This window comes from Neptuniibacter marinus, from assembly GCF_965223595.1.
Classification (GTDB): domain Bacteria; phylum Pseudomonadota; class Gammaproteobacteria; order Pseudomonadales; family Balneatricaceae; genus Neptuniibacter; species Neptuniibacter marinus.
This window is the reverse complement of the sequence record NZ_OZ245004.1, coordinates 216,624-229,496: the sequence shown is the minus strand read 5'-3', so window position 1 is coordinate 229,496 and position 12,873 is coordinate 216,624. Positions and strand designations below refer to the sequence as shown.

General features: G+C 43.7%; 12 protein-coding genes and 1 pseudogene. 4 read left to right on the top strand and 9 right to left on the bottom strand.

The annotated features are described in order from the left end of the window. Positions 1-5 precede the first annotated feature (5 nt). The 4 genes from phoR to ACOQOE_RS01025 all read right to left on the bottom strand — a co-directional run bounded on the left by phoR (position 6) and on the right by ACOQOE_RS01025 (position 3,715). The gene (gene phoR, locus ACOQOE_RS01040) at positions 6-1,385 is read right to left on the bottom strand and encodes a phosphate regulon sensor histidine kinase PhoR (protein WP_067868017.1); all 1,380 of its coding nucleotides are present in this window, start codon (positions 1,383-1,385) and stop codon (positions 6-8) included. 32 nt (positions 1,386-1,417) lie between these two features. After that, positions 1,418-2,113 (bottom strand): phosphate regulon transcriptional regulator PhoB, encoded by a 696-nt coding sequence (phoB, locus tag ACOQOE_RS01035; protein ID WP_067868020.1) that lies wholly within the window; start codon positions 2,111-2,113, stop codon positions 1,418-1,420. 93 nt (positions 2,114-2,206) lie between these two features. Beyond that, complete coding sequence (ubiA, locus tag ACOQOE_RS01030) at positions 2,207-3,118, bottom strand: 4-hydroxybenzoate octaprenyltransferase (RefSeq protein ID WP_067868023.1); 912 nt, start codon at positions 3,116-3,118, stop codon at positions 2,207-2,209. A 60-nt stretch (positions 3,119-3,178) separates the two neighbouring features. Continuing rightward, positions 3,179-3,715: a chorismate--pyruvate lyase family protein gene (locus tag ACOQOE_RS01025; protein WP_067868026.1), complete on the bottom strand. Its 537-nt coding sequence runs from the start codon at positions 3,713-3,715 to the stop codon at positions 3,179-3,181. 88 nt (positions 3,716-3,803) lie between these two features. On the opposite strand from ACOQOE_RS01025, the gene ACOQOE_RS01020 reads away from it, so the two are divergent. Next, positions 3,804-4,385 (top strand): DUF1415 domain-containing protein, encoded by a 582-nt coding sequence (locus tag ACOQOE_RS01020; RefSeq protein ID WP_067868028.1) that lies wholly within the window; start codon positions 3,804-3,806, stop codon positions 4,383-4,385. 18 nt (positions 4,386-4,403) lie between these two features. Here the strand turns inward: ACOQOE_RS01020 and ACOQOE_RS01015 are convergent, their stop codons facing one another. Continuing rightward, on the bottom strand, positions 4,404-5,309 hold the full coding sequence (locus ACOQOE_RS01015; protein WP_420554694.1) for a LysR family transcriptional regulator: 906 nt from the start codon (positions 5,307-5,309) through the stop codon (positions 4,404-4,406). Positions 5,310-5,419: 110 nt separating this feature from the next. Between ACOQOE_RS01015 and ACOQOE_RS01010 the strand changes: the two genes are divergently transcribed. Further along, on the top strand, positions 5,420-5,998 hold the full coding sequence (locus ACOQOE_RS01010) for a pyridoxamine 5'-phosphate oxidase family protein (RefSeq protein ID WP_067868034.1): 579 nt from the start codon (positions 5,420-5,422) through the stop codon (positions 5,996-5,998). Continuing rightward, complete coding sequence (locus tag ACOQOE_RS01005; protein ID WP_067868037.1) at positions 5,995-6,588, top strand: glutathione S-transferase family protein; 594 nt, start codon at positions 5,995-5,997, stop codon at positions 6,586-6,588. The genes ACOQOE_RS01010 and ACOQOE_RS01005 overlap by 4 nt, the downstream gene beginning before the upstream one ends. Before the next feature lie 2 nt (positions 6,589-6,590). Here ACOQOE_RS01005 and ACOQOE_RS01000 read toward each other — a convergent pair whose 3' ends face one another. After that, positions 6,591-8,099 (bottom strand): diguanylate cyclase domain-containing protein, encoded by a 1,509-nt coding sequence (locus tag ACOQOE_RS01000; protein ID WP_067868040.1) that lies wholly within the window; start codon positions 8,097-8,099, stop codon positions 6,591-6,593. 240 nt (positions 8,100-8,339) lie between these two features. Here ACOQOE_RS01000 and ACOQOE_RS00995 point away from each other — a divergent pair. Next, a pseudogene (locus ACOQOE_RS00995) lies at positions 8,340-9,482 on the top strand (IS4 family transposase). Between the two features lie 61 nt (positions 9,483-9,543). Here ACOQOE_RS00995 and phoU read toward each other — a convergent pair. From phoU to pstA, 3 genes are read right to left on the bottom strand one after another with little or no spacing between them, the layout of a single operon-like run. Beyond that, positions 9,544-10,281 (bottom strand): phosphate signaling complex protein PhoU, encoded by a 738-nt coding sequence (phoU, locus tag ACOQOE_RS00990; RefSeq protein WP_067869052.1) that lies wholly within the window; start codon positions 10,279-10,281, stop codon positions 9,544-9,546. A gap of 20 nt (positions 10,282-10,301) precedes the next feature. Next, positions 10,302-11,135 (bottom strand): phosphate ABC transporter ATP-binding protein PstB, encoded by an 834-nt coding sequence (gene pstB, locus ACOQOE_RS00985; protein WP_067869055.1) that lies wholly within the window; start codon positions 11,133-11,135, stop codon positions 10,302-10,304. Positions 11,136-11,172: 37 nt separating this feature from the next. Then, positions 11,173-12,861 (bottom strand): phosphate ABC transporter permease PstA, encoded by a 1,689-nt coding sequence (gene pstA, locus ACOQOE_RS00980; protein WP_197468074.1) that lies wholly within the window; start codon positions 12,859-12,861, stop codon positions 11,173-11,175. Between the last annotated feature and the right edge of the window lie 12 nt (positions 12,862-12,873).

The window sequence follows — 12,873 nt, the reverse complement described above, 5'->3', positions numbered from 1 at the left end:
ACGATTTAGGGAGTAGTCTGATTATCCTTAGAGTCTTCGACTTGCTGGAATCCCATCAATTTTTGCTCTTCGTAGGTGTTTTCTCCTGGCTCGGGGCGAACACCGACATTTTCAGCTGGGAAATGGCAAGCAAATGTACTTCCTTTACCTACTTTACTCTTAATGGTTAGCTGGCCATGGTGGCGAGCCAACACATGCTTCACAATTGCTAGGCCTAAACCGGTTCCGCCACTGGCGGATGAGCGGCTTTCATCAACACGGTAGAAGCGTTCGGTTAGTCGAGGAAGATGAATAGATTCTATCCCAGGGCCATTGTCTTTTACTGAAAAGTGCCCACCTTGTTCATCCACCCACCAGCTTACTTTAATATTTCCACCAGCGGGGGTGTAACGTACGGCGTTATAAACCAGATTAGAGAATGCGCTATGCAATTCGATCTCTTGACCGGAAAGATCATGTATTGGATCAATATTTAAGCTAAATTTGTGGCCTTTTTCCTGAGCTAGCTGCTCAGCCCCTTCCATAATGTGCTGAATAACATTCTGAATTTGAATAGGTTGCTCATCTGAGACCTGATGACTGGCTTCGAGTCTGGATAGCAGTAGTAGATCAGACACGAGGTTTTCCATTCTGCGTGCTTGCTGCTGCATGGAGCCTAAACCGCGAATTAGAGGTCGAGGGAGGTCTTGGTCTAAGAAGGTTTCTAAATAGCCTCGGATGACCGTTAGAGGAGTACGTAGTTCATGGGAAGCGTTTGCTACAAAGTCCTGACGGGTTTGTTCTAGGCGAATAATTCGCGAAATATCCCGTGCAACCAGTAGCCGATCAGCGTCCCCAAAGCGCGTTATCTGATATTGAATTTTAAGATCGTTATGTGCAGGGGAGGGTAAAGTAATTGGATCATTATATTGCCCACGTTTGTAATAGCGGACAAAACGGGGATCACGGAGTAGATTCATTATAGGCTTGCCTTGGTCCGTTTTATCGTCCAGACCAAGTAAGCGATTTGCTGATTTATTCCACCATTCAAGATTATTATTTTTATCAATAATAATGATAGCGTCTTGTAAAGCGGAGGTTGAATCTTGGAAGCGCTTAATTATGTTACCTAAGCGTGTTTCTCTCGTATGTTGGCGACGTTGTACGCGAGATAACTCATCAAACAACTCCCCCCAATGACCCGTGGTTTCCGGTAGTTCGATCTGGTCATCATTTTTATGAAACCAATCCATTAATTTATTGAATCGGTTTATTTGCAAGAGAGACCAGCCAATAAGCCCTAAGCTGGTGGCCCAGCCTGGATAGCCTAGTATTAGTCCTATAGTCAAAGAGGCACCACTCACTACCATTAAATTGGACAACATTGAGTGACGGTTCTTTTGCATATTACATCCTATAAAAGCTATCGGAAAAGTCGTTAGGCTACATTGGCAGAGAATCGGTAACCGGTACCGCGCACTGTTTGTACCAGATAATCATGTCGAGCGCCAAGGGCTTTACGTAGACGACGGATATGCACATCCACCGTACGCTCTTCGACATATACATTGCCTCCCCAGACCATATCTAACAGCTGGCTACGGGAGTATGCGCGATCTTGGTGTGTCATAAAAAATTGTAATAGACGAAACTCTGTAGGCCCTAGATCAATAGGATCTTGTTCTGAGGTTACGCGATGGGAGATAGGATCAAGTGTCAGGCCATCGACGCTTACCGGTTCTTCAATCCCTTTAGGTGTTGTACGACGAAGTACCGCTTTTAAACGCGCTACTAATTCGCGAGGAGAGAATGGCTTTGTGATGTAATCATCTACACCTGCTTCCAGCCCTTTGATCTTGTAATCCTCATCACCTTTAGCGGTTAGCATGATAATGGGGAGATCAGCGGTTGTTTCATCTTTGCGTAAACGACGAGCGAATTCAATGCCGCTAGTGCCGGGCATCATCCAATCCAATAAGACCATATCCGGTTTATCGTCTACGATCAGGCTGTGCGCCTCATTAGCGTTCTCCGCTTCTAAACAGTTGTATCCAGCCATTTCTAGTGCAACTGCGATCATTTCGCGAATAGGCGCCTCATCATCTACGATAAGTACGCTTTTAGAATCAGACATGGTGTTATTGCCCTTTATATTTCAATTTATCGACGGGGCTATTAGAAGACAATACTGTTACACAAATATTACAGACTGCATTGAATTACTAAGTTATAGCTTAAAAAGATCCGATTGTGCTAAGAAATAATGGCTTGCGACACCAATAAAAATCACTAAACCTGCATAATGATTATTTAAAAACGCTTTGAAGCATAGATCACGTTCGCGATTACGGATAAGGAACTGTTGATAAATAAAGAAGCCTGCAGCGCAGATTAAACCGAGATAGTAAGGCCAATCCAAGTGAATCTGTTGACCAACTAAGGCAAGAGTAATCAGTGTTGTTAGTTGGAGAATCCCTATAATAACTTTATCTGCATCGCCAAATAGTATGGCAGTTGATTTAACACCTATACGTAGATCATCATCTTTATCGACCATGGCATACATAGTGTCATAGGTGATAGTCCATAAAACATTGGCTATATAAATTAACCACGCATAAATAGGTACACTTTCAGTCACTGCGGTAAAAGCCATAGGAATAGCCCAAGAAAACGCAGCGCCCAAAACTACTTGTGGTAGGTGAGTGTAGCGCTTCATAAAAGGGTAGCAGACAGCTAATGCTAAACCTCCTAAAGATAAAATAATGGTTTCTATATTGGTAAAGAGTACCAGTACAAATGCGGCCAACATTAAGATGGTAAAGAGAATTAAGGCTTCCCTTGGACTAACCAGGCCGGAAGGGATAGGTCGCATGGCGGTACGTTTAACATGACCATCTATCTTGCGATCTGCGTAATCATTAATTACGCAGCCTGCTGAGCGAGTAAGAAAAACCCCAAGCGTGAAGATAATGAGGATGTCGTATGCAGGCATACCTTCCGCTGCCATCCATAGGGCCCAGTAAGCTGGCCACAGAAGGAGATAGCTGCCTATGGGCTTATTTATACGCATTATTTGTACAAATGCTCGCAGTTTAGCTGCGCTGAAAGGGGCGTTTTTTTGTGTTCCAGAGGCCATAAAGTTGTCTGCGATTTAATCCGTTAATTAGACGTGCGTTTACTAAAATACTAATTAGGTTTAGTTTACCTGCAGAAGTTGCGGCAGGAAAACCTCTGAAACCAAAAGAGGCTTTTTCGATAGAAAAAATACAGATCGGCGCGCCCATACTTTTTCCGTACTATTAAGCGATAAACGACATATTTGTAAGCGTCCACGCCGCATAGTTGGATCGCTGAATAGCAAACTACCTAATGACCGATTGCCTAATACTCTGAGCTGACGTTCCGCACCGCTGAGTGTTTGTGCTGGAATAATTGATCGAGCGAAGACCCAAGGTTGGCCATTGCCGATGAGTTGAACTTCTCGAATGAGTGCAACTTGGCGGTAATCCATTTTTAGCGCTTTAGCTTCTGAGCGCGTGGGTCTAAACCAACCTTGTTGTACCACTTCAACTCGAAAGTCGCCTTTACTTAGTTTTATCAAACGTTGTGTCAGAGAGCCGTGGTCAGTAAACCAAGTGCGCAATTGTTGGGGGGCGACCTGTTGATAGGGACGACGGAGTGATTTCCAACGAGTATCAAAACTTTGTCGAGTAAGGGCAGCTTTTATGGGCACAGATCAGTTGTCCTGAGATTTCATCAAAACCAATATCTTAACATGTATGAGTATCTCCAGCCGATAGGCTGAGGTAGTATCCCTTTTTATGAATATACAAAAATTTTCTTTTCCTGCAGAAGAGGCCGCGACTTTAACTCAGCAGTGGGTTGAATCTATAGTCGTGGGCCTTAATTTATGTCCCTTTGCGGCCCCTGAGGTGCGTAAACGAGCAATCCGATTTAGTGTGTCACATGCGACTGAGCTGGATGTTGCAATCCAAGATTTTCTAAACGAATTACAGCATATTCAGAACTGTAAAGAATCTGAGCTATCCACTAGCTTAATCAGTTTTACTGAGACTGCCATCGACTTTTATAGCTTTCTTGATCTATTGGATATGTGCCAAGATGCGTTAGAAGATGCCGGTCTTGATGGGGTTTTTCAGTTGGCTAGTTTTCATCCTCAATACTGCTTTGCTGGCGTTGATGCCGATCATATTAGTAACTGGACCAATCGTGCGCCGTTCCCCACTATTCATATTATCCGTGAAGGGCAGATGAGTCGTGTTTTAATGCACTATAAAACGCCAGAGGAGATCCCTGAGCGGAACATAGCGCTAATGGAAACTTTGGGACGTGAAGGTCTTATTGAACGTTTTCCACCTCTGGAAAAATACTTTGAGAAGTGACTATCGCGGGATAAACCTTTAGCTTTGGATTAAAGATAAGCGTGTTTTTAATCTAGGGGCTGCCCATTCAATAAAGTACCGACTCCTTGATGAAAGTAAGCGTGAGTGAGGGTAAACCAAATTCACTGGTACAGGATCGGGTTCAAAGCTCTCAAGTACTGGTGTTAGCTCTCCTGAAGCAATTCTCTGGTCGACTTGATAACTTAAAAACTGGCAATAGCCTAACCCTTGGGCGCAAGCATCTAGCGCTGTTTCAATATGATTCGTTTTAAAAGGGCCCGATACGTTTATTTTGTGTACTTTTCCGGTCTCTTTAAATGCCCATTCAGAGTGCGATTTTAGTCCTGTAAGCCGTATACATTGGTACTCGGATAGTTCAGTGGGGGCGCTAGGTATACCTACTTTTTGAATGTATGCAGGACTAGCACAGACCTTATAACGGATATGACCAATCTGTTTAGCAATTAAAGTTGAATTGGGGAGTTGGCCTATGCGCAAGGCTATATCCATACCTTCTTCAATAAGATCTACAACACGATCGAGGAGTAGAAGCTCAACCTCGGTTTCAGGAAAGGTGGTTAAAAAGTCATTAATAATAGGTGCTAGGTGTAGACGCCCGAAGGTCATGGGGGCGGTAATACGTATTTTTCCACTCGGTTTAATTTGCCGTTGAGTCAGTGCATTTTCTGCGTCTTCCACCTCAAGCAGTATTTGTCGGCAGCGCTGACAGTAATCACGCCCCTCTTCAGTGAGAGTCAGGCGTCTAGTGGTTCTATAGAGAAGTTGAACGCCTAAGGTATTTTCTAAAGCAGCAAGGGCTCTTACTACGGATGATTGTGACATCGATAGTTTATCCGCTGCGCCATTTAAACTACCGCTTTCAACAATTTTTACAAAAATAGCCATCGCTTTAAGTTTATTCATATGTTTATATTAATGCGAAAATCGCATTAGTTAAAGTCGTTTATTTTTATTTATTGCTATAAATGAATGAACAATAATGACTTTAACCTAATAAAGTAAACGAGAGATCGATGGCCCACCGTTTTAGTGAATTAACATTCACCCCCGCCGTAGAATCAATACAGCAGCATTTTGGCAGTTTTGAAAAAATGCAGCAGATGCGTGGGCGTATGCCAGACTTTGATCGTTTAAGGGAACGGGAGTGTGCTTTTATAGCGCAGCGGGATAGTTTTTATATGGCAACGGTTTCTGAAAATGATTGGCCATATATTCAACATCGAGGCGGCCCTCTCGGCTTTTTACAAATCATTAACGATCAATGCTTAGCCTTTGCTAATTATCGAGGTAATTCTCAATATCAAACGCTTGGTAATAGCACCCATAACAATAAGGTGGCGTTGTTCTTAGTAGACTACGCTAATAAGCGCCGGTTAAAAATTTTAGGCCGAATGCGTATTCATTTTCTTGATGACCTATCCGAGCGGTTAAAGCCGGTTATGGACTATTGCAGTGAAAAGGAGCGAGTCGAATCTGTCATCGAGATTGAGTTGGAAGCTTTTGATTGGAACTGTTCACAATATTTGACACCTCGTTTTAGTGAGGAACAGCTGCTAGAACTCGGGGTAATAAAACAAGGAGATTTAACATGAAGCTTTATGATCTTGAGTTATCGGGTAACTGTTACAAAGCCCGTTTATTTGCTGCATTAGCGGGTATTAAACTAGAGTTAGTTCCCGTCGATTTTATGGCCGGTGAGCATAAACAATCACCAGTGATTGACTTAAACCCATTAGGGGAGCTTCCTGTTTTAACTGATGGGGAGGTTGTGATAAGAGATTCCCAAGCTATTTTGGTTTATCTTGCTGGGAAATATGCTGATGAAAGTTGGTACCCTAAAACGCCTGCTGAGCAAGCTGAAGTTATACAGTGGCTGTCGACGGCGGCGAATGAGGTACAGAATGGCCCAGGTGCTGCACGGCTTGTGGATAAGTTTGGATTCGATCTGCATAAAGAAAGTGCATTAGCCGTTGCGGCTAAAATTTTACCTATTCTTGAGGTTCAACTGACTGAGCATGAATGGTTAGCTTTAGATCGCCCAACAATTGCTGACTGTGCTGTGATGCCTTATGTAGGCTTATCCCATGAAGGGGGTGTTTCCCTAGAAAGTTACCCACATATTCGGGCATGGATAAACCGCATTAAAGCCTTACCTGGCTTTATTTCTATGCCGGAACTCTAGTATTAGGTGTTGAGGATAACTCTATTCCGGCCCAGTTCTTTAGCTTTATAGAGTGCTCTATCTGCCTGTTCGATTAAGTCGTTCGGGCAGATATCTTCAGAGGGTTTACAGCTCGCAATACCAATACTAACTGTCACAATATTTTTGTCGCCAGCGTTTAGATGTTTGATCTGTAAGGCTTCAATATTTGCACGAACCTTTTCAGCAAGGATATCTGCTCCTTCCAGAGTGCTTTCTGGGAGTATAACTGCAAACTCTTCACCACCATATCTATAAACAGAATCTTCAGCCCGTTTAATGGTTTTTTTTATCGCCTGCGCAATAGTTCTTAAGCAGCCGTCACCGGCTAAGTGTCCATATTGATCATTAAAGGATTTGAAGTGGTCTACATCGAGCATAAGAAGCACTAAGTTGCGTTTAGAGCGTTGTGCCCTGCGCCATTCAGCGTCAATGCTACGGTCAAATTCGCGACGATTATTCACTTGAGTAAGGCCATCTATACGCGCTGAACGGGCTAGCTTATCTTGGGACTGCTTCATCTGCATTAGAATCTGTATGCGGGATTGTAAAACAGCGGCTGGGCGGGTCAGGTACATAAAATCAGATGCGCCAGCATTATAAGCTTCTAGCTCACGCTGATCATCGTTTTCTTGATTGATGAACGCGACAGGGATAGATAAATCGTCTTGGTTACTTGTGACGTCCCTGCATAGTGAAAACATGCTATCCCATTGATTTTCTGTACTTAGCATTAATAATGCAGGGTGATCTTTATGTAGCAGCTGGTTCAATTCTGAACGGTTTGAGGGTAAAAGAATATTGTAGTCGTTACGTAAAGAGGCGATTAAAGGCCAAATGTTTTCTATATTATGGTCACAGTAGATTGCGATGGTTTGCTGTAGAGGTTTCGTTTTAACTTCGCCACGAATCTCTAGTGTACTGATCTCTTCGCCTTTAAAGAACGCTTTCAAATCATCAGTGCTAGGTAAACCAAGAGAGGTTCGGCCATCTGAACTACAGATCACTGGAATTCTTAAGTTGAAGTTGCCATCTTCCCAACTTTGTTGCCATTGGGCTAAAAGGTTTTCTTGTGCTTCTTCTATTGTCACTTCTGCAGGTAACCCTGCTGCGATGAGACAGTCATAGATAACAGGTATCTCGGCTATATCTAAACCGTCGATCCAGAGCGCGCGATAGAGTAAATGACGTAATTTAATAGATTTTTCTAGGTCATGTTCTGCTGCTTGGATGACGCAGAGGTTAGCAAAATGGCTATCACTTCTTCTTTGCGGTAGGGCAACGTCTATATAAGGAACGCGACTGCGAACGACAAATACATCGCTCGCTAATTCTGCTTGGTTTTCAGCGGTTTTATTGTAGATAGCAATATCGGGAGCATGCTCAACTAAACGCCAATCGACCTGGGGTAATAGGCCGAATTCATGTAACTGTTCATGCAAGGCATAACAGAAAGGACAATTTAGATCAGCGTAGACAGTGTATTGCAGCATAAAGGCCCTAAATCCGAGAACAGCTAAGCATCTACACGTCTTTCTAAGCCTTGATGTTTAAGCTGGTATATTACGTTGTGATCATTATATCGACCAATCGCTTCAGAACTTTGAGATTAACCAAAAAAAACAGCCCGGAGGCCACTGCTGTCCCATAGTTTTGGATGGTAAATGAAAAAGCCTGAGATCCACTGGTAAACTGTTGTTACCACACACCAGTTAAACCAAAGGACTCAGGCTTTGTCACATCATAACACCGCTTTTCATCAGTTGCTGCAACCTCTGCCGAGACATGAATTCGAGGCGCTTGCAAAACAACATCACCAGGGGCAAAAATTACGTTCAGCATCTCGCTGGGATCAGTTCATTGGGATGTCCATGTCACAACTTTCTGGCCGTCAAAGCCTGCGTGATATTGAATCCAGTCTACGCAGCCAGCAGCACAAGCTTTATCATCTGGGCGCCAAACCCATCGCCAGAACAACATTAGCTCGCCTGAACGAAAAACAACCCGCTGAACTTTATGAAGCTGTATTTTATAAACTACTACAGCGCTGTTCATTAAGGGATAATAACCATAAGTTCCGCTTTAAAAACCCTCTCTATTCATTAGATGCCAGCGTGATCGACCTGTCTCTCAAGCTCTTTCCATAGGCACAGTGCCACCAAACTAAAGCGACTATGTAACTACATGTCGGGTTGAATAACGCCTCACTCATTCCTGAGTTTACTGCCCTCAGCCACGGGCTGGAAAGCGAGCTAATCAAAGGCCGTCAGTTCCGTTTTCCGAAAGGCCGTATTGTTGCATTTGATAAGGGGTATAACGACTACAGCTGGTATGGATTACTATCAAAACAAGAAGTTAGCTTCGTGACTCGCTTAAGACCCAATGCGGTCTATGAGGTTATCGAACACCATCAAAGCGCAGGTGTTGATTATGACCAGAGTATTAGGCTAACCAGTCAGCACGCCCAAAAAAAAGGCGCGCCCAAGTTGCGCCTAGTGGGATTTACCTGCCCTGAAACTAAGCGACAGTATCGTTTTATAACTAATAACTTCAAATTAGCTGCCAGCACAATTGCGGCTATTTATAAAGACCGTTGGCAGGTGGAACTGTTCTTCAAAGCGATTAAGCAAAACCTGAAAATTAAAGCATTTTTAGGTAGTTCCCAAAATGCAGTCATGACGCAGATCTGGATCGCAATGATCAGCTATCTCTTGTTAGCGTATGCGCGGCACTGTGCGAAAAAGGGGAGGACCGTACAGAGAGTAATGCGGATTACTTCAACTAAGCTTATTTGAACGAAAAGCTCTGAAAGAGTTGCTAAACCCGTCACCGCCAGAGCGACAAAAAAGGACCCTCAGATGAGGATCCCTTTATGATTAAAAAATTGTGGGATAGCAGTGGCCCGAAGGCTGTTTTTCATCGCATGAGTTAAGCTATTTATTCATTACCATCTGAGTCAGATGTAACGGCGCGCTTAATTTGTTTAAGGCTTCCGTGACGCACATCAGTACCGCTAACAAGGTAAATCAAGTGGGTTGCCATCGCTCGGGCATGTTCAGATATACGCTCTAGGCTACGTAGTACCCAGATTACATTCATAACGCTAGAGATTGAGCGTGGATCTTCCATCATAAACGTTGCAAGAGAACGCATAGCCGAGCGGTATTCCTGATCGACAGATTTATCCATTTTTGCCACACGGTAAGCGAGCTCCGCATCATTACGAGCAAATGCAGTTAATACATCTTTAACCATTTCACGGACTAAATTGCCAATATGGCGAACCTCTTGGTAGCCGCGAGGAGAGCTGCCTTCTTCAACCAACTCAATGGCATGGCGGCAGATACGACTTGCTTCATCGCCCATGCCTTCTAAGTCTGAAACCGCTTTTGATACAGCAATAATTAAACGTAGATCGCTTGCAGCCGGTTGACGGCGAGCAATAATCATTGTGCATTGCTCGTCTATAAGAACTTCCATCTCATTCGTTTGTTTATCAACTCGACGAGATTGTTCAGCGAGTTCCGCATCACCATTTAGTAGCGCATCAATACAATCGTGAACTTGGCGTTCGACCACGCCGCCCATGGTAAGGAGCTGAGTACGAATTTGTTCCAGCTCTTCATTGAATTGCTGGGAGATATGCGTGGAATAATCTTCTGTTTTAAGTTCCATGATTTTTATCCTTCCCCAAATTAACCGTAGCGGCCAGTGATGTAGTCTTCAGTTTGTTTCTTTTCAGGGTTAGTGAAAAGCGTATCAGTTACACCAAATTCAATCAGATCACCCATATACATGAAAGCCGTGTAATCAGATACACGGGCTGCCTGCTGCATGTTGTGAGTTACGATCACTATAGTGAAGTCTTTCTTCAGTTCGTGGATCAACTCTTCAATTTTTAGTGTAGAGATTGGGTCTAATGCTGAAGCGGGCTCATCCAATAGCAATACTTCAGGTTTTACCGCAATGGTACGTGCAATAACGAGACGCTGTTGCTGACCACCGGACATACCTAATGCACTTTCATGTAGACGATCTTTTACTTCGTCCCATAACGCCGCAGATTTTAGTGCCCATTCAACGGTTTCATCGATAACGCGTTTTTTAGTGACGCCTTGAATACGCAGGCCGTAAGCCACGTTTTCGTAGATCGATTTAGGGAACGGATTTGGTTTCTGGAACACCATCCCTACGCGACGGCGCAGTTCAGCAATATCGACACTACGATCATAGATATTATCTTCATCAAGTAGAATCTGGCCTGTGATATGGCAATCATCAACCAAATCATTCATGCGGTTGAAGCAACGTAATAATGTTGATTTACCGCAACCGGATGGACCGATAAACGCTGTTACACGATTTTTCGGGATTAGCATATCAATACCGTGTAGGGCTTCGTTATCGCCATAACGCAATTTTAAATCTTTCACCTCAAGCGCCAAGTTTTCTTCCTTGAGGTTTAATGTTTGGTGGTCACGCTGCAAAGAAGAGATATCAATTGCGTGTGTTTTAGCTTCGCTAGTCATTTTAGCAACCTTTTAAAAAATTAAGTCCGACTTCTAGTTACATTTCAAGCGCTTTGAATTTTTCACGCAGGTGATTTCGAATCTGAATTGCTGTCAAATTTAGCAATGCGATTACGATCACTAGCAGAAGCGCCGTTGCGTATACCAGCGGACGAGCCGCTTCAACGTTGGGGCTTTGGAAACCTACATCGTAGATGTGGAAGCCCAAGTGCATAAATTTCTGATCTAAATGTAGGTATGGGTAGTTCAAATCCAATGGTAGGCTTGGTGCCAGTTTGACCACACCAACCAACATTAATGGCGCTACCTCACCGGCAGCTCGCGCAATAGCCAGTATGACACCGGTCATTATGGCGGGGCTTGCCATTGGAATAACGATTTTCATCAGGGTTTCGAACTTCGTTGCACCGAGTGCTAAAGATCCTTCACGAACTGCGCGAGGGATACGTGTTAAGCCCTCTTCAGTCGCAACGATAACCACTGGAACGGTTAACAGTGCCAATGTAATAGAAGCCCACATAAGGCCGGGTGTTCCGAATGTCGGAGCTGGCTTTGCTTCTGGGAAGAAGGCGTCATCTATATGACCACCTAAAAAGTAAACAAAGAAACCAAGACCAAATACACCGTAAACGATCGAAGGTACACCCGCTAAGTTGTTTACCGCGATACGGATAAGGCGGGTAACAAATCCTTGTCTTGCATATTCACGTAAATATACAGCAGCAACCACACCAAATGGCGTAACGATAACAGACATGATGAGAACCATCATTACTGTACCGAAGATTGCAGGGAAGATCCCCCCTTCAGTATTAGCTTCACGTGGATCTGTTGAGACGAACTCCCAAAGTTTTTGGAAGTAGTGCACAAGTTTGCCACCAAGGCCCATATCATTCGGCAGGAAAGCACGGACAATTGAGGCTATTTTAAATTCAACAACTTGTCCATTAGCGATCTCAGCGGTAATGCTGTCACGATTAATTGCTTTGTATAGTGCGAGTAGTTCACTCTGAAGACTCTCGTATTCAGCATCTAATTCTAGACGGCGATCCGTAATTGCTTGGTAGGGTGCAGTCTCTACGACCTCTTTTAGCTGTAATGAGCGTTCTTTCAAACGAAGACGTTCAAGCTCATAGTTGATTGAGCTAATTTCGCCCTTCTCAATATGATCAATCTTCTCTTGAATCGACGTTACCCGCTCAATACGGTTTTGTAAGGCATCCCATAAAATCTGGTATTCAGGGTTGCTTTCGTAACCGTCATGGCTAGCAACTAATTTCCCTTCTTCCTTAATGCCGCGAAGGTAACCGTAAAAATTACCCCATTCACGACGTTCTGCCGTAAATAGCATTTCCGGTTTTTCTTGGTTTCCAAGAAAATCATCGATAATCCAAATGAAATCGGTACCACCGTGATCACGGTTACCTACTTTCATAAGGGAGCGATGCATCTCTTCAACATTTTCAGCAACGGTGACACCGCTTCCTCGCAGCTGTTCTGCAGGAACGATCTCTGTTTGTACGCGTTCACCAATTAGACGAACACTGTGATCATTTTCGACATAGGTACCTTGAACTACATCGGCAGGCCAGAAATGTCCCAAACCACGAACGGCAATTAGGGAAAGTAACCCAATTACCATGATTAGACAGATCGCTACGGCACCGGCATTAAGCCATACCCAAGGTGCGCCGGATTTTGTCCATTCTGAAAAAGACTGTCGCATTAGAATTATCCT